The 22,809-nt window shown below is 70.0% G+C and carries 20 protein-coding genes; 10 read left to right on the top strand and 10 right to left on the bottom strand.

Features of this window, described 5'->3' with window-relative positions:
* Positions 1–50 precede the first annotated feature (50 nt).
* Positions 51–2,843 (top strand): transglycosylase SLT domain-containing protein, encoded by a 2,793-nt coding sequence (locus LZ198_RS10060; RefSeq protein WP_253971685.1) that lies wholly within the window; start codon positions 51–53, stop codon positions 2,841–2,843.
* A gap of 70 nt (positions 2,844–2,913) precedes the next feature.
* Here the strand turns inward: LZ198_RS10060 and LZ198_RS10055 are convergent, their stop codons facing one another.
* From LZ198_RS10055 to LZ198_RS10025, 7 genes are all read right to left on the bottom strand, one after another.
* Positions 2,914–3,663 carry an SDR family oxidoreductase gene (locus LZ198_RS10055; RefSeq protein ID WP_253971684.1) on the bottom strand — a complete coding sequence of 250 codons (750 nt, stop codon included), beginning with the start codon at positions 3,661–3,663 and terminating at the stop codon, positions 2,914–2,916.
* 216 nt (positions 3,664–3,879) lie between these two features.
* Positions 3,880–5,097 (bottom strand): aminotransferase-like domain-containing protein, encoded by a 1,218-nt coding sequence (locus LZ198_RS10050; RefSeq protein ID WP_253971683.1) that lies wholly within the window; start codon positions 5,095–5,097, stop codon positions 3,880–3,882.
* Between the two features lie 3 nt (positions 5,098–5,100).
* Positions 5,101–5,577 (bottom strand): Lrp/AsnC family transcriptional regulator, encoded by a 477-nt coding sequence (locus LZ198_RS10045; protein WP_234065677.1) that lies wholly within the window; start codon positions 5,575–5,577, stop codon positions 5,101–5,103.
* A gap of 311 nt (positions 5,578–5,888) precedes the next feature.
* Complete coding sequence (locus LZ198_RS10040) at positions 5,889–6,152, bottom strand: hypothetical protein (protein WP_253971682.1); 264 nt, start codon at positions 6,150–6,152, stop codon at positions 5,889–5,891.
* 74 nt (positions 6,153–6,226) lie between these two features.
* A complete protein-coding gene (locus LZ198_RS10035; protein WP_253971681.1) occupies positions 6,227–6,751 on the bottom strand; it encodes a hypothetical protein in 525 nt (174 codons plus the stop codon).
* A gap of 67 nt (positions 6,752–6,818) precedes the next feature.
* A complete protein-coding gene (locus tag LZ198_RS10030; protein ID WP_253971680.1) occupies positions 6,819–7,214 on the bottom strand; it encodes a hypothetical protein in 396 nt (131 codons plus the stop codon).
* 109 nt (positions 7,215–7,323) lie between these two features.
* Complete coding sequence (locus tag LZ198_RS10025; protein WP_253971679.1) at positions 7,324–8,265, bottom strand: TraB/GumN family protein; 942 nt, start codon at positions 8,263–8,265, stop codon at positions 7,324–7,326.
* Between the two features lie 290 nt (positions 8,266–8,555).
* On the opposite strand from LZ198_RS10025, the gene LZ198_RS10020 reads away from it, so the two are divergent.
* The 6 genes from LZ198_RS10020 (at position 8,556) to LZ198_RS09995 (ending at position 15,640) form a co-directional block, all read left to right on the top strand.
* On the top strand, positions 8,556–9,278 hold the full coding sequence (locus LZ198_RS10020) for a TetR/AcrR family transcriptional regulator (RefSeq protein WP_253971678.1): 723 nt from the start codon (positions 8,556–8,558) through the stop codon (positions 9,276–9,278).
* A 9-nt stretch (positions 9,279–9,287) separates the two neighbouring features.
* The gene (locus LZ198_RS10015) at positions 9,288–10,283 is read left to right on the top strand and encodes a 3-oxoacyl-ACP synthase III family protein (RefSeq protein ID WP_253971677.1); all 996 of its coding nucleotides are present in this window, start codon (positions 9,288–9,290) and stop codon (positions 10,281–10,283) included.
* A gap of 15 nt (positions 10,284–10,298) precedes the next feature.
* Complete coding sequence (locus tag LZ198_RS10010; RefSeq protein ID WP_253971676.1) at positions 10,299–11,852, top strand: acyl-CoA synthetase; 1,554 nt, start codon at positions 10,299–10,301, stop codon at positions 11,850–11,852.
* Between the two features lie 135 nt (positions 11,853–11,987).
* Positions 11,988–12,581, top strand: a complete 594-nt coding sequence (locus LZ198_RS10005; protein WP_253971675.1) for a hypothetical protein — start codon at positions 11,988–11,990, stop codon at positions 12,579–12,581.
* A gap of 264 nt (positions 12,582–12,845) precedes the next feature.
* Entirely contained in the window at positions 12,846–14,456 is a 1,611-nt protein-coding gene (locus LZ198_RS10000) for a hypothetical protein (protein WP_407667398.1), read from the top strand.
* A gap of 2 nt (positions 14,457–14,458) precedes the next feature.
* Positions 14,459–15,640: an alpha/beta fold hydrolase gene (locus LZ198_RS09995; protein ID WP_253971673.1), complete on the top strand. Its 1,182-nt coding sequence runs from the start codon at positions 14,459–14,461 to the stop codon at positions 15,638–15,640.
* 157 nt (positions 15,641–15,797) lie between these two features.
* On the opposite strand, the gene LZ198_RS09990 is transcribed toward LZ198_RS09995, so the two are convergent.
* Positions 15,798–16,835, bottom strand: a complete 1,038-nt coding sequence (locus LZ198_RS09990) for a lipase family protein (RefSeq protein ID WP_253971672.1) — start codon at positions 16,833–16,835, stop codon at positions 15,798–15,800.
* Between the two features lie 151 nt (positions 16,836–16,986).
* Between LZ198_RS09990 and LZ198_RS09985 the strand changes: the two genes are divergently transcribed.
* The gene (locus tag LZ198_RS09985) at positions 16,987–18,024 is read left to right on the top strand and encodes a synaptic vesicle VAT-1 family membrane protein (protein WP_253971671.1); all 1,038 of its coding nucleotides are present in this window, start codon (positions 16,987–16,989) and stop codon (positions 18,022–18,024) included.
* Between the two features lie 781 nt (positions 18,025–18,805).
* Here LZ198_RS09985 and LZ198_RS09980 read toward each other — a convergent pair.
* Positions 18,806–19,417: a DUF4276 family protein gene (locus LZ198_RS09980; protein ID WP_253971670.1), complete on the bottom strand. Its 612-nt coding sequence runs from the start codon at positions 19,415–19,417 to the stop codon at positions 18,806–18,808.
* On the bottom strand, positions 19,417–20,577 hold the full coding sequence (locus LZ198_RS09975; RefSeq protein ID WP_253971799.1) for an AAA family ATPase: 1,161 nt from the start codon (positions 20,575–20,577) through the stop codon (positions 19,417–19,419). Before LZ198_RS09975 ends, LZ198_RS09980 begins: the two co-directional genes overlap by 1 nt.
* A gap of 314 nt (positions 20,578–20,891) precedes the next feature.
* Between LZ198_RS09975 and LZ198_RS09970 the strand changes: the two genes are divergently transcribed.
* Together LZ198_RS09970 and LZ198_RS09965 are read left to right on the top strand one after the other, a co-directional pair.
* Positions 20,892–22,409 (top strand): acyl-CoA synthetase, encoded by a 1,518-nt coding sequence (locus LZ198_RS09970; protein ID WP_253971669.1) that lies wholly within the window; start codon positions 20,892–20,894, stop codon positions 22,407–22,409.
* Positions 22,410–22,428: 19 nt separating this feature from the next.
* Positions 22,429–22,773 carry a hypothetical protein gene (locus LZ198_RS09965; protein WP_253971668.1) on the top strand — a complete coding sequence of 115 codons (345 nt, stop codon included), beginning with the start codon at positions 22,429–22,431 and terminating at the stop codon, positions 22,771–22,773.
* Positions 22,774–22,809: the final 36 nt, after the last annotated feature.

Genomic DNA, 22,809 nt, shown 5'->3' with positions numbered 1-22,809 from the left:
ACGAGGGCTGCATGGACGTGGATGGACGACGTCGGCTTCGGGCTGGTGCCATGGCGGTCTGCGTGGCCTGCGCGGGCCTGCTGGGTGCACCGGCCACCTGGGCGCAGGCGCCCGAGGCGGAGGAGGACCCCGGTGAGGTGTTGTCGGAGGAGCAGCTCGAGCAGCTCCTCGACACACCGACGGAGCAGCCCACCGGGGCGGAGCTGGCGGCGGAGGCGTTCGGGCCGGAGCAGCTGGCGCCGTACTTCGCGGAGGGCTCGCTGGCGCGGGCCCGGGCGGAGTTCACGCGGGGACGCTACAAGCGCGCGCGGGCCTTGCTGGCGGAGGCCCCGGCCACGCCGCCCGTCCGTTTCCTGCGCGCGTACGCGGCGCTGCTGGGGCGCGACTCCGTCGCCGCGGCGGAGGAGTTCACCGCGCTGGCGCCCGACTACGCGGCGCTGCGGGACCACTGCCTCCTGCGGGCCGCGCAGGCCCACGAAGCGCTGCGCCAGTGGGAGCTGGCGGAGGCGCGCTATCGCGACGTGGGGGCGGGCTCGCCGCTGTACGCGGACGCGCGCTTCAGCCTGGCGCGGGTGCTCAAGCGGCAGCGGGACATCCCCGGGGCGCTGGCGGCGCTGCAGGAGCTCATCGACAGCCGCCAGGCGCGGGGGCCGGACGCGCTGCGGATGAAGGCGCTCCTGGCCATCTGCGACCTGGCGCGCACGCAGGGGCTCTACAACATCGAGCACAAGGCGTTGTTGGAGGTGTGGGCCACCAGCCCGCTGTCGCGCGAGGCGCAGCGGGCGAAGCAGCGCCTCCAGGGGCTGTCGCTGCCGCTCAAGTGGAAGGTGCGCCGCGCGGAGGCGCTGGTGGAGCTGCACCGCAACGTGGCCGCCATGGAGCTGCTGGCGGGCGTGTTCCCGCACGTCGACCTGCCGGACGAGCTGTCGTGTCGCGCGCACCTCGCGTACGGACGGGCGCTGCGCAAGGAGCGCCAGCACCGCCGGGCCATCCAACTGCTGACGCCGGTGGCCGAGCGATGCGAGTCCCCGGAGTACCGCCCGCAGGCGCTGTACGTGCTGGGGTACTCGCAGTCGGTGGTGGACCCGGACTCGGCCATCACGACCTATGCGACGCTCGCGCGGGACTATCCCGCGCACGGGTACGCGGACGACGCGCTCTTCTTCGAGGCGTGGCTGCTGCAACGCCGGGGGCGGCTGGACGAGGCGCTCGCGCGCTACGAGGAGACGGCGCGTCGCTACCCCACGGGGAACTTCGCCTCGGAGGCGCTGTTCCGGGCGTTCTGGTTGCACACCCGCCGCTCGGAGCCGGTCGAGGCGCTGGTCGCGCTGGAGGCGGTGGAGGCGCTGCCCGCGGCGGCGCGGACGGACGAGGCCATCTGGCGCGCGCGGTACTGGCGCGCCCGCATGAAGGAGCCGGCGCTCCCGGCGTCCACGCCCGAGGCCGTGGCGATGGCGGGCCTCCAGGCGGTGCGGTCCTCGTCCACGCCCGAGAGCCCGAAGGGGGGACGTGGCTCCGCGCTCGTGCCGATGACCGGCACGGGAGGGAGCGGCACCAGCGGCACCGAGCCCGGGGGCCCCGCCCCGGCGAACCTCGTGGGGTGGACCGCGCTGGAGGGCGCTTCGCCTGCGCGGGTCCAGGGCGGCAAGGCGGGCGCGGTGATGACGGACGGCCAGGGGGGACGGCCGCTCCCCGGCGCTCCCTCGGGGGCCCCGAGGACCGGCCCGGGCGCGGCGTTCGGTATTGCGACGCCCGGAGGCGCCATGGCCGCCGCCCCGACCCCGCTCCTGGCCATGATGGACCGTGGGGGCTCGGGCCCCGTCTCCTCGACGTCCCCCGCCAGAGAACCGTCGAGGGGGTGGAGCGAGGGCGCCGGACCGCGAGGCGCGCAGGCTCCCTCCGACACCTCCGCGCTGGACGACTACGAGCAGCTCGCCACGGAGCGCCCCGCCACCTGGTACGGCCTGCTCGCGCGCTCCCGGCTCGCGGAGCTGGCGCCGGAGCGGCTGGCGCGCATCCAGCCCCCGCCGGAGCCGGGCGAGGAGGACGCGCCCCCGGCGGAGGTCTGGCCCCTGCCTCCGGGCCGGCTGCGCGACGACCCGAGGTTCACGGCGGGCGTGGAGCTCATGCGCCTGGGCCTGCCCGGCGCCGTGGACGAGCTGCTCGCCGTCGACGCGCGCGGCCTGGCCGAGGCGCCCGCGCGCCTGCTGTACCAGACGGTGCTGCGCACGGGCCGCCAGCGCGCGGCGCGGCAGGTGGCGCGCACGTCGCTGCGCCAGGAGGTCCACGGGCCCCTCAACGCGGCGTCGCGCCCCGTCTGGGAGGCCACCTGGCCCCTGGCCTACCGCAAGGTCATCCAACGCTACGCCCGGGTCTCCCGCGTGGACCCGGACCTGATGCAGGGCCTCATCCGCGAGGAGAGCCGCTTCCGTCCGGAGGCGCGCTCCGCCACGGGCGCGCTGGGGCTCGCGCAGCTCATGCCCGCCACGGCCCGGCAGGTGGCCAGCGCGCTCAAGCTCTCCGAGGTGAGCGAGTCCTCCCTGCTCCAGCCCGCGCAGAACGTCCGCCTGGGCGCGGCCTACCTGGGCCAGCTGCTCGCGCGCTTCGGCGGCAACAAGGCGTACGCGGTGGCCGCGTACAACGCGGGGCCGGGCGCGGTGGACCGCTGGCGTCAGGCGCTGCCGGAGGCGGAGCTGGACGAGTGGGTGGAGCACATCGCCTTCGACGAGACGCGCGAATACGTCAAGCACGTGCTCGGAAGCTACGGCGCCTACAAGCTGCTCTACACCGGGCAGCCCGTGCTGCTGCACGGCGCCCGGGCGGGGGACGCCAGCGGACGCTGACCTCCCGCACGCCGCGCGCGCGTCCCTCCTGAATACGGGCCGGGACGCGGCGGGCCCGAGCGCGGACGGCCTAGAAGTTGAGGCCGCCGTCCACGTCGATGGTGCGGCCGTTGAAGTAGTCGCACTCGAGGATGAACTTCACCGCCAGCCAGATGTCCTCCGGCAGGCCGATGCGGCCCACCGGGATGGAGGACACCAGCGCGTCGCGGGCCTTCTGGTTCATGCCCTGCGTCATCGGCGTTTCGATCATGCCCGGGGCCACCGCGCCCACGCGGATGCCGAACGGGGCGAACTCGCGCGACCACGTCACCGTGTTCGCCGCCAGCGCCGCCTTCGCGGACACGTAGTTGGACTGGCCGCGGTTGCCGTGCCGGGCGATGGACGACATGTTGACGACGACGCCGCCGCCGGTCTGCCCCGACTCCGCGTACCTGGCCACCACCTCGCGCACCATCAGCGTGGCGCCCGTGAGGTTCACGCCGATGACCGCGTTCCAGTCCGCGGTGGACAGCTTCTTCACCTGGCCCGTCGCCCGGTCCTTCTTCACCAGCAGCGCGTCGCGCAGGATGCCCGCGTTGTTGATGAGGCCGTTGAGGCCGCCCATGGCCCCGTGCGCCCAGCTCACGAAGGACGTGATGTCCTCCTCGGAGGACACATCCAGCTTGCGGCGGTGGATGCCCGCGGGCAGCGCGGCGAGCTTGTCCTCGGCCACGTCGCCCACCGCCACCTGCGCGCCAGCCTCGTGCAGGCGCTGCGCGAAGTGGGCGCCCATGCCCTGCGCGCCGCCCGTCACAATCACCTTCAGGTCCTTGAGCTGCATGTCGTGTGTCTCTCCGGGTTGGGGCGACCCGGAGCCCCTCGAAGGCCCGTGCCGCCCTGAAACGTGCGCCGGCAGGCTACGCAACCCGGCCCCTCGTGGCCAGCGACACGGAAGTTGAAACATGAATCGGGCTTCAACTTCGCGGAAGCAAAAGCGCCGCGTCGAGGACTTCGACGCGGCGCGGCAACGGCCCTGGGCTGTCCTGGGGACGGCGGCCTACAGCGCCGCCGCGATGACGCTCCCCAGCCGGCGCATGCCCTCGTCGATGAGCTCGGGCGGGCGGTTGGAGTAGTTGAGGCGGATGAACTCCGGGCGCGGGTTGCTGGCGAAGAACGGGCTGCCCGGGACGAAGGCGACCTTCTGCTCGATGGCCTTGGGCAGCAGCGCCTCGCCGCTCAGCCCCGCCGGCAACTGGGCCCACAGGAACATGCCGCCGTCCGGGTGGGTCCACCGCGTGCCCTGGGGCATGTGGGCCTTCAGCGCGTCGAGCATGGCGTTGGCGCGCTCGCCGTAGACGGGCGTCAGGGCGGCCAGGTGCTGGTAGTAGTCGAAGCGCTCCAGCAGCTTCACCACGGCGCGCTGGGCGACGGTGGCCGTGTGCAGGTCCGTGGACTGCTTGGCGATGGTGAGGCTGCGCACGAAGTCCTTGGGCCCGGCCACCCAGCCGATGCGCAGGCCCGGGGCCAGCGTCTTGGAGAAGGTGCCCAGCGACACGACGACGCCCTGCTCCTCGAAGGCGGCCAGCGACGGCAGGTGCTCGCCGCGGAAGCGCAGCTCGCCGTACGGGTCGTCCTCCAGGATGAGGAAGCGGTGCTGCTGCGCCAGCCGCACCATCTGCTTGCGGCGCTCCAGGGACAGGGTGGTGCCCTTGGGGTTCTGGAAGTTGGCGACGACGTAGAGCAGCTTCGGCTTGTGCGTGGCCAGCACGCGCTCGAGGTCGTCGATGCGCATGCCCTCGTCGTCGCTCTCCACCGTGGCGAAGCGCGCCTCGTAGCCGCCGAACGTCTGGAGCGCGGCCAGGTAGCTGGGGCTCTCCACGACGACCAGGTCACCCGGGTCCAGCAGCACCTTGGCGACCAGGTCGATGCCCTGCTGCGACCCGTTGGTGATGAGCACCTGGTCCGCGTTGCAGGCGCGGCCCTTCTTGCCCAGGTGGGAGGCGATCCACTCGCGCAGGGGGGCGTAGCCCTCCGTGGTGCTGTACTGGAGCGCGGCGCGGCCGTCCGCGGAGAGCACCCGGGCGTGCGCGTCCGCGATGGCCTCCAGCGGGAACAGCTCCGGCGCGGGCAGGCCGCCGGCGAAGGAGAGGATGTCGGGCCGCTCGGCCACCTTGAGGATTTCGCGCACCGCGGACGTCTTGATGCGCGACATGCGTTGGGCGAGTCGCCAGACCGGCGGGGGGGGCAGCGGGGCGCTCATGGCGTCAGCGCTCATCTTTCACTCTCCTTTGGCGAGCTCGGGAGGCACGCGGATGTGCGTGTCCTCCTTGATGGACGACAGGACAATCGTGGTCTGCGTGCGGGTGACGCCGGCGATGGTGCGCAGCGTCTCCACGAGGAGCGAATCGAGCGTCCGCGTGTTGGCCGTCTTGACCTTGAGGATGTACGAGTCCTGCCCGGCGACGCGGTGGCACTCCAACACGTCCGGCAGGGCGAGGACCTTCTTGGCGAAGCCCTCGAAGTACTTCGGATGCTCGATGTTCACGCCGATGAAGGCGGTGATGTCCTTGCCCAGCTTCGTCGCGTCCACGCGCGCCGCGTAGCCGGTGATGACGTCCCGCTCCTCCAGCTTGCGGATCCGCTCGGCCACCGCGGGCTGCGACAGCCCCACCGCGCGCGACAGCTCCAGCTGCGTCGCGCGGCCGTCGCGCTGCAGCAGGTCCAGCAGGCGGTAATCGAGCTCATCCATGGGCATCGAGGGGAAGGACCTTACTTTTATAGGTGCAGCTTGGCTTCCACAGCTAAATTAAATTTGGCGTGCAAAATAAGCAAGTGGGCCGAAATCGCAAGTCCGAATGACGGAGGGCCGCCGCCTGGCCGCCCGTCCGCTCATGGGCGGTCGGGGCTGCGCGGGCTCGATTGCACGCGTGGTGCCGGGCTCCAGGCGGGGCCGGGAGAGGGCCGGGTGGGAAGCGCGCGCGCCACCGTGGGTGGGGCGCTTCCCGCGACGCAGAAGGGGGGCACCCTCGGCGGAGGGTGCCTCGTAGAGAGCGCCGCGCTTCGCGCTCAGCCGTTGTAGTCGCAGACCCACTTGTTGAAGGGCGGGTACTGGCAGTAGCAGTTGCCTTCGGCGCCGTCGTTCCAGGTGCACGAGATGTCGAAGGTGCCGGGGCGGCAGAACGTGCCGATGAGCGACTCACACGCGCCGGCGAGGGCGGCGGGGGACTCGCTGGTGTCCTGCGGCTCCCCGGTCCGTGTCTCGTCGAGCGGCTCGACGCCACCACAGGCCGTGAGTCCGAGGGTCAATGCCAGGGCCAGGACTGCTCGCATGTCGACCTCCACGTAGCGCGCGGAATGCGCGGAATACGGGCGCATGCTACCCGGCCCGGCGGAAGGCGCCCGGCTCAGAGCGGCGCGCCGGAGGTCTGGAGCTCCACGGCCCGCGTGTTGATGGCGGTGGCGAGCCGCCGCAGCACGTCCTCGCGCTGGGCGTCCGTCATGTTCACCAGCGCACGGCGCATCGCCTGGGCGTCCGCGTCCGTCCAGCGGCGTTGGGACGTCGCGTCGTCGAGGATGCGCTGGCCCTCCTGGTGCGCGGCGATGTTGTAGGGCTGCGGCTCCGGGGCGGGCGGGAGGCCCCGGGGGTCGGGCGCCTGGGCGCGCTGCGCCGCGGCCAGCTCCTCGCGCACGACGCGGGCCAGCTCCGCGCGCAGCCAGCCCAGGTCCACCGCGGGCGCGGGCGTGGGCAGGATGGGCGCCGGGGGCGGCGCGTCGTGCCGCGCGACGAAGGCCTCGAGCACGTCGCGCTGGCGCTCGAGCTCCGCCCGCAGCACCCCGACGGGGGAGGCGGGCTCCGGCGCCGTGCTCCGCCCCGCGAGGAAGCCCAGGGCGGGCCCCAGCAGGAGCAATGGGAGCAGCGGCCACTTCATGCCCGTGGCCATCCGCGTCGCCCCCGCGCCGCAACGGCGCGAGGGGCGTCCTGCGTGCGTGCGGGCCTCATGGCGCCTTGGGCCAGTATTCCGACGAGTTGGTGATCATCAGCTGCGTGCACGCGCCCGTCTCGTCCCAGAAGAACTGGAGGAGCGTGTCGCCGTAGAGCCCCTGGGCCGCGTCCACGAGCTTGGGGTTGCTCGACGTGCAGGACGCCTGGGCGTTGGTGGCGTCGCGCGCGATGCAGTGCACCATGGGCGTGCCCACGGCGAACGAGAAGACCGAACAGCCGATGAACTGCATCCCGTCGAGGCTGCCCCGCGCGGAGGCCAGCGCCCCCGCCGCGTAGCGGTTCCCCACGTCGACCTTGACCGGAAAGTGCACCTTGAGCCCGCCAGAGGCCGCCGTCCCGAACAACAGGGTCGCGGTCAGGCCCAGCAGGGCCCCCCTTCGAATCGCCATGACGTGTTCCCTCCAGGATGGCGGAAGACCATCCTGGGACGGGAGTGTGCGTGGCGGCCTCGCGAGGTATCAGCGGGGCTCCGGTGCGAGCCTTGGTCTGGAAGTGGGCTCACTCCACCGGAGTGTCGCGGGGCAACTGCCGCACCACGTGCCCCTTCTTCTGGAGGAGGGCCACGATGCCCTCCGGGCCCACCACGTGCCCGGCGCCCACCACCATCAGGTGCGTGCCCGGCTCGGACAGCATGCCCTCCAGCCGCGCGGCCATCTGCGCGTTGCGCTGGAAGAAGACGCGCTCGTACACCGGGCGGTACGTCGGGTCCTCCGCCCCCTCCAGCAGCAGCGCCTTCATCCCCTCCGCGTCCCCCGCCTTCCACGCGGAGGTGAGCGTCTCCAGGATGTCCGCCGGCGCCCGCTCCCGGCGCAGCTGGTCGCGCAGCATCAGGTCCTGCAGGTCGTCCGGCGTCCCCGCCAGCATGCGCAGCTGGCTGTCCGCGGACTCCAGCTCCACCACGCGCTTGTGGTCCGCGTGCGCCCGGTCCAGGAAGGCCCGGTCCACGCCGTGGCCCTGCTCGTAGCCCGCCGCCTGGAACTCCAGGTTGGTGAGCACCATCCCCACCAGCCACGGCTTGAGCCGGTCGAGCGCCGCCTGCTGCACGCCCAGCCCGGTCGCCTTCCGGTTCAACAGCAGCAGCGTCCCCGCGTCCAGCCGCTTCGACAGGCCCTGGCCGTCCGGGTACATGCCCAGCTCCTGCACCAGCTTCTTCATCTGCGCTTCGTCCGTCCGGGTGGTGTCCACCTCCACCGCCAGCACGTCCGCGCGGGCGAAGGCCGCCTCCATGGACGGCGGCAGCGCCAGCGCGCCCGCCTTGCCCATGTGGATGGAGCCCACCAGGTACGCGGTGCCCCCGCCGCCGGCGCCCTTCACCTCCCAGAGGAAGGCCTTGCCGGTGTCGACCGGGACGTATCTCGGCGCGGCGGGCGTGGTGGCGCAGCCGGCGCCGAGGAGGGCAACGAGGAGCAGCGACAGCGGCAGGGACGACGGGCGCTTCATGACCAGGCTTTCCCCCGGAGTGAGCCACCATCGAACCACCCCTGACCCACCGCGGCAAAGCGCCCCGTCCCCGCCCGCTCGCCAGCAGGGACGCCCCGCCCTCCCGGTGCCATACTGCGCCCGCCAGCAGGTCGGGTTCTCCTGGAATGATCCGGAGCGCGTCGGCACGCCGGACTGGGGGCCCGTCGGTCATCGTCGTGACGCCCTGCGTCGCCCCCAGACAATGACGCGCGGAGCCATTCTCCGCGCTTTGACAACCCCGTCGGGCGGGTGTTACCGCTAGGTGAAACATGAATCGGCCTTCAACTTCTCCAGACCGCTCCGGACCCGTCACGCCGCGAGGGCAGCGGACGCGTGCGAAGCTGCTGAAGGCCGCCGAATCCGTCTTCGGAGAGAAGGGCTACGAGCGCGCCTCCATCGCGGACATCACGCGCAAGGGCGGCGTGGCGCTGGGCACGTTCTACGTCTACTTCCCGGACAAGCAGTCCATCTTCGTGGAGGTGGTGGACGACCTGGGCACGCGCCTGCGCCGGCTCATCGGCGAGTCCACCGCCGCGTGCGACGGCCGGATGGACGTGGAGCGCGAGGGCCTGCGCACCTTCTTCCAGTTCGTGCGCCAGCACCCCAACCTCTACCGCGTGGTGCGCCAGGCGGAGTTCGTCGACGCGGACTGCTACCGCCGCTACTACGACCGCTTCGCCAAGGGCTACGTCACCGGGCTGTCGCGCGCCATGGAGGACGGCGAGGTGCGCCGCATGGACCCGGAGGCGCTGGCCTACTGCCTGATGGGCATCGGCGACTTCCTCGGCATGCGCTGGGTGCTCTGGGAGGAGGACCCGGGGCTGGAGCGCGTGCTCGACACCGCGATGAGCCTCATCCGCCACGGCCTGGACGCGCGCCCCGCGTCCCCGTCGCGCAACAACGTCAAGTCCGCCGCGTCCCGCGCGGCCCCCGCCAAGAAGAAGAACACCCTGCGTCCCGCGCGGCGACCCGCGCGCGGCGCCCGGAGCTGAACGACACCCATGCGATACGCGCAGATCCTCTCCACTGGCCGTTACGTCCCCGAGAAGCTCCTCACCAACGCGGACGTCGAGAAGATTCTCGGTGAGCCCGTGGACGAGTGGCTCCAGCAGAACGTCGGCATCAAGGAGCGCCACGTGATGGCCGACACGGAGGCCACCAGCGATCTGTGCGTCGCCGCCGCCCGTCAGGCCCTGGAGCGCTCCGGCACCAGGCCGGAGGAGCTGGACCTGGTCATCGTCGCCACCGACACGCCGGACTACCTCAGCCCCGCGACCTCCTCCGTCGTCCAGGCCAAGCTGGGCGCCTCCAGGGCGGGCACCTACGACCTCAACTGCGCGTGCGCCGGCTGGGTGACCGCGCTGGACGTGGGCTCGAAGACCCTCGCCGCGGACGACAGCTACCAGCGCATCCTCGTGGTGGGCGCGTACGGCATGACCCGCTACGTGAACTGGAAGGACAAGAAGACCTGCACCCTGTTCGCGGACGGCGCGGGCGCGGTGGTGCTGGGCGCCGGCGAGAAGCCCGGCTTCATGGGCGCCAAGCTCCTGGCCAACGGCGAGTACCACGACGCGCTCGGCATCTACACCGGCGGCACGCACCGCCCGGCCACCGCGGAGACGCTGGCCCTGACGGGCGGCAAGCCCGCCGTGCAGTTCGTGCGCAAGTTCCCCGCGACCTTCAACACCGAGCGCTGGCCCATGCTGCTGGACCAGCTCCTCAAGAAGCAGGACCAGACGCTGGACGACGTGAAGCTGTTCGTCTTCACCCAGCTCAACCTGCGCACCATCGAAGCGACCATGAAGGCGCTGAACCAGCCCATGGCCAAGGCCCACTACACGATGGACAAGTGGGGCTACACGGGGTCCGCCTGCATCCCCATGACGCTCGACGACGCGGTGGTGCAGGGCAAGGTGAAGCGCGGTGACCTGGTGGCGTTCTGCGCCAGCGGCGGCGGCCTGGCCATGGCCTCCGCCCTCTACCGCTGGACGGCCTGAGTCATGGAGGCGCGCATGTTCATCGGCGACTGGATGGGGCGGGGCGCCCTGTACTGGCCGGAGCAGGTGGCGGTGGTGGACACGGCCCGCGGCGACGCCGGCCGGTTCACCTACCGCGCGATGAACGCGCGCGCCGAGGCGCTCGGGGGCTGGCTGCGCGACGTGGCCGGCGTGAAGAAGGGCGACCGCGTGGCCCTGGTCGCCCACAACGGCGTGGAGTACCTGGACGTCCTCTTCGCCTGCGGCAAGCTGGGCGCCGTCTTCGTCCCCTACAACTGGCGCCTGCACGCCTCGGAGCTGACGGACCTGGTGCGCGCCATCCGCCCGCGCGTGCTGCTGTTCGGCGACGACTTCCGCGACGCGGTGGCCCAGGTGCGCGAGCAGGTGGGGCCGTCCCTGCGGCTGGTCTGCCTGGAGCCCCGGGGCCTGCCCGGCGCGGACGCCTACGCGGACGTGCTGGCGCACCGGCCCGCGGCGCCCGTGCGCAACGACGCGGTGTCCGAGGAGGACACCCTCTGCCTGCTGTTCACCGGCGGCACCACCGGGCGCTCCAAGGGCGCGTGCGTCAGCTACCGCATGGTGGCGTGGAACACGCTCAACACGCTGGTGCACGAGGTGCGCGCGGGCGACGTCACGGTGACGCACACGCCCATGTTCCACACGGGCGGGCTGCTCGTGTACACGCTGCCCCTGCTCACCGTGGGCGGCACCGTGGTGGTGATGCGGCGGTGGGACCCGGAGGAGCTGCTGTCGCTCGTGCCGCGGGAGAAGGTGTCGCTGTTCTTCGCGGTGCCCACGCAGTACCAGCAGCTGCTGGACTCGCCGCGCTTCGCGACCACGGACTTCTCCTCCGTGCGCTTCATGACGAGCGGCGGCGCGGCGCTGCCGGTGCCGCTCATCCAGGCGTGGCAGGCGGTGCACGCGGTGCCCTTCAAGCAGGGCTTCGGCATGACGGAGTTCGGCCCGGGAATCTTCAGCATGGGGCCGGAGTTCGCGGTGTCCAAGGCGGGCTCCATCGGCCGCCCCAACTACTTCATCGCCGCGAAGCTGGTGGACGACGACGGCCGCGAGGTGCCGGTGGGCGACGTGGGAGAGCTGGTCCTCAAGGGCCCCTCCATGTGCTCCGGGTACTTCGAGGACGAGGCCGCCACGCGCGAGGCCATCGACCCGGACGGCTGGTTCCACACCGGTGACCTGGCGCGTCAGGACGCGGACGGCTTCTTCACCATCGCCGGTCGCAAGAAGGACATGTTCATCTCCGGCGGGGAGAACGTGTACCCGCTGGAGCTGGAGACGGTCCTCTACGAGCACGCCGCGGTGCAGCAGTGCTCCGTGGTGGGCGTGCCCGACGCGAAGTGGGGCGAGGTGGGGCGGGCCTTCGTGGTGCTCAAGCCCGGCGAGGCCGCGTCCGAGGACGTGCTGCTGGAGCACCTGCGCGGCCGGCTGGCGCGCTTCAAGGTGCCCAAGCGGGTGGTGCTGGTGGAGCGCCTGCCGGTGTCCGCGGCGGGGAAGATTCTCAAGCGCGAGCTGCGCGAGGCGGCCATCGCCGCTGATACAGAAGGACGTTGATTTTCACGGCTCACGCCGCGTTGCGTCGCGTCTGTGATTCCGTTGAAGCGGGTCTGTCTTTGACAAGACGACCTGGATGCGTGTCGGCTGTCGTGTCATCCCGGCGGTGACGCCGGAGGGAAGAGGAGCACTCACATGAAGAAGAAGCTTATGTCCGCGGTGATGCTGTGCGCGCTGAGCCTGGTGGGCTGCGGGGACGACAACGACCCCGTGGTGGAGAAGCCCAAGCTGGACAGCTCCGCGAACATCCTGGCCTTCCTCGAGGGCAAGACCCTCACCATGGAGGGCGCCAACATTCCCTCGCACCCCAACGGCTTCAGCGAGGACACCGACTACGGCGCGTCGTCGCAGTGTTACCAGAAGGTCACCATGTCGGTGGCGGGCGGCAACTTCAAGGTCGACAGCATCCCGGGCACCATCCAGGAGGGCGCCTGCAACCACGAGCTGGCGAAGAACCCGCTCTCCTTCACCTCCACCACCGTCCTCATCGAGAACGTGGCGACGGACGGTAGCTGCTTCGACGTGACGTTCACCTTCCCGGGTGGCCTGGTGCAGGAGGGCCGCGGCGGCTTCGCCACCGACCAGAAGACCCTCAAGCTGGAGCTGTTCTTCAAGAACCAGTCGACGGGCAGCCGCTGCGCGGCCGGCGCCGTGGGCGCGGCGGGCACGGTGACGCTGAACGCCAGCCCCTTCACGGGCAACGCGGTCCAGACGTACGCCATCAAGTAGTCCCGCGGGAACCGCGGGCCGGGGGAGGGCGTGCTCCTCCCTCCTTCCGGCCACATGCGCCCGGGACGTCGTGCGCGACCCGGGCGCCCGCGGTGTGGTGGGAGCCCCCGAGGCCCGAGTGGGTTGGACGCGGGAGCGTCCGGGCACGCGACAGCCAGGTTGTGACAGCCGAGCCCGGTGCGCCGGGCCTGCCCCGCGCGCGGGGTCGAGGTGGATATGACGGGAAGTGGGTTTGACGCAGGGGTGTCCCTGCGCCGTGGCGCGATGGCGTTCGCCGCGCTGGGGCTCTGGGCCGTGGCGACCCCCGCCGCCGCGCAGAGCACGCCGGTGCCCGGCGTGTATGCCGAGTGGACGGAGGCGAAGGACCGCGAGGAGGACGCGCAGCCCCGCGAGTTCTCGCTCATCAACTACTTCTTCACCCGCGTCTCGGTGACGAACCAGGTGGGAGACCCGGCCGGCCTGCGCGGCGTGGCCCTGGGCCCCATCGGGTCGCCGGTGGGCAGCGCGGTGAGCGTGGAGGGCGGGCGCTCGGCGTACTTCGTCGAGCAGCGCTGGATTCCCGTCATCGAGTACAGCCCCTTCTTCGTCGACGGGCTGGCGTCGTTCCGCGCGCAGTTCGAGGTGGACTTCCTCTGGGGTCGCTCGGCCAACACCATTGGCCAGAACGAGGGCGGCGGCTTCAACGCCGACCAGGTGAACATCCAGACGAAGAACGTCAACGTCGCCATCTACCCCACGCGCAACCCCAGCCAGCTGACGCTGCTGGTGGGCACGCAGCCCGTCTACGACAGCGTCTACGACCCCACGCGCACGCCGCTGTCGGAGCTGACGCGCACCGGCTACAAGCTGGCCTTCCTCGGCAGCGACGCGACGGGCCTCTCCATCTTCAGCAGCTACAAGGGCCACGCGCGCCTGAGCCTGATGCCGCTGGGCAGCGCGCAGTCGGACCGCGCCACGCGCAACGACCCGCGCCTGAAGTACATCTGGCTGGCCATGGCGGACTACGTCTACCCGGTCCGCCCCGCCACCAACGTCGGCGTGTCCGTGTGGTACCTCAATGACAACACCAAGGGTGACGCGTACGCCTTCGAGGGACTGGTGAAGAGCGGCCCGTCGTCCTCGGGCCTGCCCGGCTTCACCGGCACGGCGCGCTTCGACATCACCCGCCCCAAGGGCAACGTCTTCTGGGTGGGCGCGCACTTCAACCACAACATCGACTTCAAGCTGGGCCGGCTCGGGGCCTCCGGCTTCGTCATGTACAACGGCGGCAAGTACACGAGCGACGACCCGGACAACTCGCCCATCGACGAGCTGAGCATCTCCGGCCTCTCCGCCAACCTGGAGTTCATGTACCAGTGGGGCCGCGGCCCCGGTGACGTGCTCACGCTGGAGGGCATGTTCACCACCGGCGACGACAACGTGAACGACGACCGGTACACGGGCGCCTTCACGCTCAACGAGTACGGCCTGCCGGGCGCGGTGTGGTTCAACCACAAGATGCTCATCCTGTTCCCGTTCACCAGCACGGTGAACAACTACACGGGCGCGGTGACGGACATCTCCAACCAGGGCTTCGGTCTGCGCACGGGCATCGCCACGGCGGCGTGGGACGTCATCCCCAACAAGCTGAACCTGAAGCTGGGCGCGGGCCTGGCCAACGCGGGCGCCACGCCGCCCCGGTGGGACCCGGCCGTGCGGCGCGGGCGCTTCATCGGCGCGGAGGTCAACGCGGAGCTGCGCTACCACATCCGCTACCTGATGACCGTGGGCCTCCACGGCGGCTACCTCTTCCGCGGCAGCTTCTACGACGGCGCCACCACGGTGAAGAGCGACCCGTGGGCGGCCTTCACCACCTTCACCTGGTACGCGTTCTGACCATGAGCACCTCCCGCGCCTTTTCCGCCCTGCTCCTCGCGGCGGGGCTTTCCTCCGCCGGCTGCGTGCGCTCCTACGCGCGCGAGCCCGCGCTGTCCTTCCAGGACCTCGATTACTCCACGGCCGGCGCGAACCAGGCCTGGCCCGTGCACCGCGTCGCGCTGCCGGAGATCGCCGCGCAGTACCACCTGGCCACCGTGCCGCACGTGGCCTACGTGGACATGCCCGGCGCGTCGCCGGACGCGAAGACGGTGGTCTTCGTGCACGGCCTGGGCTCCTACCTGAAGTTCTGGCGGGCGCAGCTGGACGCCTTCCACGCCCAGGGCTACCGCGTGGTGGCGGTGGACCTGCCGGGCTACGGCAAGTCCGACAAGCCGGCCACGTTCCCGTACACCATGGAGGCCATGGCGGACGTGGTGCTCGCGCTCACGCGCCAGCTCGGCGTGGACAAGCCCATCCTCGTGGGCCACTCCATGGGCGGGCAGACGTCGCTCTCCTACGCCATCCGCTACCCGGACGCGCTGGAGGCGCTGGTGCTGGTGTCGCCCGCCGGCTTCGAGACCTTCACCTGGAAGGAGAAGGCCTGGTTCTCGCGGGTGATGAGCGTGGACTTCATCAAGTACGCGCCGGAGGCCAGCATCTGGGGCAGCGTGCGCCAGGGCAACTTCATGCACTGGCGGCCGGAGCTGGACTGGCTCATCGAGGAGCGCGTGCGGCTGGCGAAGTCGCCGGAGTTCGACGCGTACGCCTACGCCAACGTGCGCACGGTGCAGGGGCTGGCGCACAACGACTTCGTGCGGGAGAGCCTGGAGCGCATCACCGCGCCCACGCTCATCGTCTACGGCACGGACGACCGGCTCATCCCCAACCCGTTCCTCCACGGCGGCGAGGCGCGCGACCTCATGGAGCACGGCGCCTCGCGCATCCCCGGCGCGGCGCTGGTGGCGATGAAGGGCTGCGGGCACACGGTGCAGCTGGACTGCCCGGAGCCGTTCAACGAGGCGGTGCTCGGCTTCCTGAAGGACCCGGCCGCCGCGCGCCCCTTCTCCGCGAAGGTGGCGCCGGAGCCGAAGGCGCCGAAGCCGGGGGAGCCCGCGCCGGTGCCGGGCGCGCCGGGGACGCAGCCGTCGCCCACGCCCGCGCAGGACGACGCGCCCGCGCCGTCGAAGAACCCGAGCCCCTGAGCGCGGCGGGCCGCCCCATCCACTCCCCCACGGTGTGGATGAGGCGGCGCGCGCGAAGGTCGCCGCGGCCTGCTTCGTGGGCCGCGGCGCAAGAGAGTCCCGGGGTGTGGTGGACCGGCGCGGCGTCTCGTGAGGGCACGCCGCGCCGTGTGGCCGACTACGGGATGCTGTGGTACTTCACCATGTTGAGCTGCACCGCCGCCGTCAGGTCCTTCGAGTTGTAGTGGCCGTACGGGTAGGCGCTGTAGACCTTCTCGCCCGTCTGGCTGGGGATGCGCGACGTGTAGTCGCCGTACACCACGCCCCCGTAGCCGATGATTTCATCCGCCGTGGAGTAGATGGAGTAGCGGTAGGCGCCCTCGTAGCCGCTCTTGCTGCGCAGGTTGTCGAGGAACGAGGAGCGGCCCACGACGATGCCCAGGTAGAGGTAGCCCGGGTACAGGCCGTTGGTGGCGCCGCAGGTGGGCGTCGACGGGCCCGTCATGTAGCAGGAGGTCAGGCCCAGGTTGGCGCCGGCGATGCCGACGAAGGTGTCCACGGAGCTGGTCAGCGCCGCGCCCACGTCGTACGAGCCGCCGTTGAGCGAGTCGTTCGCGCTGCCGCCGAGGATGGCCTTGCGCGCCAGCGTCACGCCCATGGAGTGGGCGATGACGTTCACCTTGGTCGCGCCGGTGTACGCCTTCACCGCCTCGATGAACTTGCGGACGCGCAGGATGTTCGTCTTCGAGTGGTACTGGTTGGCGCTCTGCAGGACGTCCGCGGGGCCCCAGGTCGTCGCGTACAGCTCGCTCGACTTGTAGCCGTTGGCGAGGAAGTACTCGATGGAGTTGTTCCAGCCGGACTGGCCCGCGGTGCCGGTGCCCACGGCCTTGTCCGAGTTGCCGTGGATGAAGATGACGGGCACGTTCACCACGGTGTCGCTGGCGCTGGCCTTGCCGCCGAAGCTGCCGCCGGTGAGGTCCGTGCGCGCGAAGTCGTAGCTGCTGTAGCCGTTGGCGGAGAGCCACGAGCGGAAGTGCGTCGTCAGGCCGGACGTGGAGACCGCGGCCGACTCGGCGGTGCCGAGCTGGTCGGCGGCCGGCGCCTCGATGGAGGGCACGTCGGAGGTGGGCGTCGTGTCGAGCCCCTCTCCGCAGCCGGTGAGGGTGCCGAACAGCAACGGGCCCATGAGGAAGAGCGATTGCCGCAGTCGCATGGTGTTCTCCTTCGGTTGTGGGGGATTCGCGCCCGGACTCGGATGAGTCATCGAGCGCGAGACACAGTGTAGAGACATCTCGTGCGCGCGTCGTGCGTCGTGTGGCCGCGTGAGGACGTTGTCGCGCTGCGTCGCGTGATACGCATGGGGCATGCGCGCACGCAAAGTGGTCATCGCGAAGGCCGGTGGTTATGGGCAGCTCCGCATCGAAAACCTGAATCAGGTTTCACCCGGGCCGGGGGAGGTGGCGGTGGCGACGGAGGCCATCGGGGTGAACTATGCGGACTGCGTCATCCGCATGGGGCTGTACGCCTCCGCCCAGGAGTATGTGGGGTGGCCGATTACCCCTGGCTTCGAGTTCGCGGGGACGGTGCAGGCGGTGGGTCCGGGGGTGGAGGACCTGTCACCGGGAGCGCGGGTGTTCGGCGTGACGCGGTTCGGCGGCTACGCGACCCACGTGGTGGTGCCGCGGCATCAGTTGTACGTGCTGCCGGCGAAGCTGAGCATGGAGCAGGCGGCCGGGTTCCCGGCGGTGTTCCTGACGGCGTACTTCGCGCTGTTCGAGCTGGCGCATCCGCGGCCGGGGGCGAACGTGCTGGTGCACTCGGCGGCGGGCGGGGTGGGGAGCGCGCTGTTGCAGTTGGGGCGGTTGGCGGGGTGCCGGATGGTGGGCGTGGTGGGTGGGACGCACAAGGTGGAGGCGGCGCGGGCGCTGGGCGCGGACGTGGTCATCGACAAGAGCCGCGAGGACCTGTGGGCGGCGGCGCGGGAGGCGGCGCCCGGAGGCTACGACGTGGTGCTGGACGCGAACGGCGTGGCCACGCTGCGCGACAGCTACCGGCACCTGGCGTCGCCGGGGAAGCTGGTGGTCTACGGGTTCCACTCGATGCTGCCGCGCAAGGGTGGGCGGCCGAGCTACGCGAGGCTGGCGTGGGATTGGCTGCGCACGCCGCGCTTCAACCCGCTGGCGCTGACGAACGACAACGCGAGCGTGATGGCGTTCAACCTGTCCTATCTGTTCGAGCGGCGCGAGGTGCTCACGGAGGGCATGGCGATGCTGCTGGGTTGGGTGGAGGAGGGGAAGGTGGTGTCGCCGCAGGTGACGCGCTTCCCGCTCGACCAGGTGGCGGACGCGCACCGGGCGCTGGAGTCGGGGACCACCGTGGGGAAGCTGGTGCTGGTGCCGTGATGTGCGAAGTCGTGGCGGAACGTCGGTGCCTCGCTGGTTTGTTCTCTGGGGGTTGGGATTGGGGCTCGGGGGATGTGCCCATGGAGGGCGTGGACTGGCACGAGAAAGCACCTGGGGGACCTGTGGGTGGGATTCGATGGAGTTTCCCGTGCTCGTCCCACCGGCCACGCCCGCCATGCACTTCGACGAGGAACTCAGGCCGATTCCTGGGGGCGAGGACGCAGACGTTGCCTCGCGTCCAGGGCCCTACACCTCTTGAAAGAAGGGTCCCTCTGGCCGGCCGCACCGGACACGGAGGTCTACCGGTTCTTGTGGGCGCGCTCCCTCAACAACTCCCTGAGCATCCGGGTCGAGCGTCGTGGGGCGGTGTACCAACTCTATGTCAGTCAACAGGAGAAGGACGGGAACGAGGCCGACAGCTCTTGGCGTGCGTCTCGGCGTTCTCGATTGCTGTCGGACGGTGAGTGGCTCGAGCTGCGACGCAGGCTGTCCGCCTTCCGCTTCTGGGAGAGTGGATGGTATCGCTCCCCGAGCCCGGTCAATACGGTGTGGTTCGACGCTGGAAGGCACGGATGGTCGCTGTTATCGCGTCTACATTGTTTTCGATCTTCAGGAGACAGGCGAGGCGGCACATCTCCGCGAGGTGTGCCTCTGCCTGGTGGAGCATGCCGGGCTCTCCATTGCCAAGGAGGACCTCTACTGACTGCTTCACTGCTCCGGATGCCGCGCGTGTTTGAACGGACCAGGCATCGCGATGGCACTCCCCCTGACGCACGGGCGTTTACGGCCCGCCTCCGTGTTCGGGTCGAGGCGGCACGTCAAGGTCGAACAGACGCCCTACGTCACGGAAGAGCTTGTCGAAAGAATTGGCACGGCGTGCAGCACGCAAGTCGAATGCACTGGTGAATGCTGGCTGGTCGAGCGCCTCGCTGTAGCCTCCGGGCATCTTCTTGCTCAGCCATCCCTTGCTGTCCCGGATACTCTCTGGCTCAAGAGGGGCGGTGAGATCTAGTGGAAGACCGCGCTTCCCCTTCAGTGAATCTGCGGAGGCGAGGAACCACGCTTCATACTCACGATGCGCTACCACAACGGCGATTCGGCGATTCGGCCGTTTCACGCTGGCCCAGCCCAGAAGCTTCGGACCCAACACACAAGGCAAGTCATCATCCGAATCGAGGAGCACAAGGATGCGACCCTCGTCACCCACTCGCCTTGCCATGAACTCAATGGCCCGATGCAGCTCAGCCTCTTTGACCAACTGCCCTCGAGGGACCCGGTAGGGTGGCAAGATCTGAGGAGGCCCGTCGGAGGACAGCTCTTGGAGAATGCGTCGAATTAGAATGGGAAGTGCATGAACCTCTCCATGCCCTTCGACGATGAGCCCGAGCTTCATCAAGCGTCCCGCTCCCAGAGCTGCATCTGCTTGGGCTCAGGAATGGCTTCCAGGTCGGGTACCAACTGGTTCGCCTTGAGCAGTTCGCCCGCCGTATAGAGCCTGTCCTTAAGAACCGAGCGGGTAGCATCGTCAACACGCGCGATCTGTGTCTTCCCCTGAGTTGCTGCGACCGATACGACCTCTTCTGCACGGATGCTGGGATCGTCCAGGAGCTCGGGGCTATGACTGGTCACGATGACCTGCGCATGTTGGGAGCCATCACGTAGGGCGTCGCGGAGGATGCCTGCTGCGGCAGGATGCAGGGCGATTTCTGGTTCCTCAATACCCACGACAGGGACTCGACGTTCAACCTTGGCTTGAAAGAGGGCGACAAGGACGCCTAGCGCCCGCAGCGTGCCGTCGGACATGTTGATGGCAGGGAATCTCCACGGATCCTTGGCTCCTTCTACATTCTGGCGGAACTCCAAGGTTTCCATGTGGCCGACACGCTTGGGATCCGCTCCGAGGATGGAGGGGACGATCCTGCTCAGATACTCCTCGATGCGGTGCTTCGTGACGCCATCATCGAGCTTCTCCATGCGTTCGAGAACACTGGAGAGATTTCCTCCATCCCGAACAAGCAGCTCGCCTTTGTCTGGGGGCTGCAGCGCTCGAATCTTGTCGGGATTCAGGTTGTAGAAACCCATGTTCGAAAGCAGATCGAAGACTGGGCGAAACTCGGGTAGACCTGCTGCGTTGACCAGATAGAGGCGGTCGCTCGATGCAGGCGGTGCGACCTGGGCGGGCTTCACGACAACCATGCCTTCCCGTACGCGATAGAACGCGCCATCGATGCTGCATTCCTCATTCTGGACGACATAGTCGCCATGGGACCGTGCTCCCACTCCAAAGGAGAAGTGTCCGTGGGCTCCCATGGGGAGCTGGAAGTCGACCCGAATGCCGAAATTGGTGGGATGCCCACTTGAGCGTCGCCTGACCTCGTGGACTCCGCCTCTCTCTCGAAGCGCATGATCCAGAGATGTCCGCAAGGCTTCGGTGATGAGCCTCAGCGCATCGAGGAAGTTGCTCTTGCCGGAGCCATTGGGTCCGACGAGGAACGTTAGGGCTCCTAGCTCGACGTCGCATCCTTCGATGCTTCGGTAGTTGCGCAGCCGCACCCTGGTCAAGAAGGGGGTGTGGGCTCCTGGGAGGTGGAAGGAAGTCTGTCGGGAGCTCTCCGAGGATGACATCGAGACTTCTCCGTTCAAGGCGGGGGGCGGGCGGTGCCTGCACTAAATAGTGCGCGGACATCACTAAATAGTGCAGCGTCACCGGAGTGCATAGGTCGATATCCGTCAAGAGCGCGAACCTTGGGAACAAAGGCGTCCCTGATGCTCTCGCGGAGTCTCCGCGAGCGGTACGACCGCTCCTTCTCTGTTTCGTGGGGAGGAGGGGTTGCCGCTGCCCGGGACGGCTCGGGTAGCCTTCGGGCATGCCCATCGTCCATGACTGGCTGGCCCGGCGCGCGGCGCTGGACCCCGACCACCTCGCCCTCGTCGACACGAGCCGGGGCGAGCGGCGCATCACCTTTCGCGAGTGGGATGCCGCGGCGACGCGCGCCGCCTCGTTCCTGCACCACGTGCTCGGCGTCCAGCGAGGCGACCGGGTCGCCGTGCTCGCGCACAACCGCGTGGAGTTCCTGGACGTGCTGTTCGCCTGCGCGAAGCTGGGCGCCATCCTCCAGCCGCTCAACTGGCGGCTGAGCGCCACCGAGCTCGCGGGCATCCTCGCGGACGCGGAGCCCGTCGTGCTCGTGTCCGGTCCGGAGCTGCGCTCCCAGGTCGTCGCCGTCCGCGAGCGCGCCCCCTTCGTGAAGCACTGGCTGTCGTTCGACGAGCCCGGGCCCGGCGAGCGCGCCTTCTCCGAACGGGACGCCGCGCCGTCCACGCCGCTGCCTCGCGTGGAGTTGGAGCCGGACGCCCCTTGGGTGCTCTGCTACACGGGCGGCAGCACGGGCGTGCCCAAGGCCGCCGTGCTCACCCATGGCTCCATCACCGCCAACGCGGCGAACACCGTGGTGAGCTGGGGCCTCACGCCCGACGACGTGTCCCTGCTCAACGCGCCGCTGTTCCACACGGGCGGGCTCAACGTCTTCACCCTGCCGCTGGTCTACATCGGCGGCGCGTCCGTGGTGTGCCGCGCGTTCGACGTGGAGCAGGTGTTCGACAAGATCCACCACGGCGCCGTGTCGTTGGTGTTCGGCGTGCCCACCATGTTCATCGAGATGCAGCGCCACGCGCGCTTCGAGGCGGTGGACTTCTCCCGGTTGAAGCTGCTCGTCAGCGGCGGCGCGCCCTGTCCCGCGCCGGTGTTCGAGCGCTTCTTCGCCCGGGGCGTGGCCTTCAAGACGGGCTATGGCCTCACGGAGGCGGGGCCGAACAACTTCTGGCTCCCGCCTGGGGACGTGAAGCGCAAGCCGGGGGCGGTGGGCGTGCCGCTGTTCCATGTGGAGGCGCGCATCGACGGTGAGCAGCGCCCGGGAGACGTGGGCGAGCTGCTGCTGCGCGGGCCGCACGTGTGCGCGGGCTACTGGCGCCGGCCGGAGGACACGGCCCGGACCCTCGTGGATGGATGGCTGCACACCGGCGACCTGGCTTCGCGAGACGAGGACGGGTGCTTCCGCATCGTCGGGCGCAGCAAGGACCTCATCATCTCCGGCGGTGAGAACATCTACCCGGCCGAGGTGGAGAGCATCCTCGCCGGCCACCCGGACGTCGCGGAGGTCGCGGTCATCGGCGTGCCCGACGCGAAGTGGGGCGAGACGCCGCGCGCCGTCGTCGTCCCTCGCGCGGGGGGCTCGCTCACCGAGGCCGCGTTGCTCGGCTACTGCGACGGACGACTGGCCCGCTACAAGACGCCCAGGTCCGTGCGCTTCGTCGACGCGCTCCCTCGTACCTCCGCGGGTAAGGTGGACCGCCGCGCGCTCGCGGCGGCACACTCCGTCGGTTGAAGGAATCAGGAGGCGGGGGATGCCCCGTGACTGGCAGGGGGTTCCTCCCGAACACATCGCCCGCTGGAACGAGGTGTTCTCCCGCGCAGCGCCCACGCTGCGGCTGTCCGAGGCCTGTCCCGTCTGTGGCGAGAGGGCCCTGCGTCGCTACTTCCTGGAGGGGCGGCCCATCGACCGGACCCTCGATGGCGTCCGCTACCGTTCACGGGGTGCGAGCTGGGAGTGGTGCGGTTCGTGCCGCGCCTACGAACACGCATCGGCGCTCGTGCCCGAGGCCTGGACCTGTGACCTGGACGTGGACACCTCCGCGCTGACCGCCGAACCCGAGGCCCTGGAGGTCGCGCTCCGCATTCCAGGGAGGTGAAGTTTCTCCAGTGTCCGATAGAAGTTCTGTGATTTT

Origin of the sequence: Myxococcus dinghuensis (genome assembly GCF_024198235.1) — a bacterium.
In the GTDB taxonomy this organism is placed as follows: domain Bacteria; phylum Myxococcota; class Myxococcia; order Myxococcales; family Myxococcaceae; genus Myxococcus; species Myxococcus dinghuensis.
The sequence above is the reverse complement of the archived record's forward strand: the minus strand, read 5'-3'. Positions and strand labels throughout refer to the sequence as shown.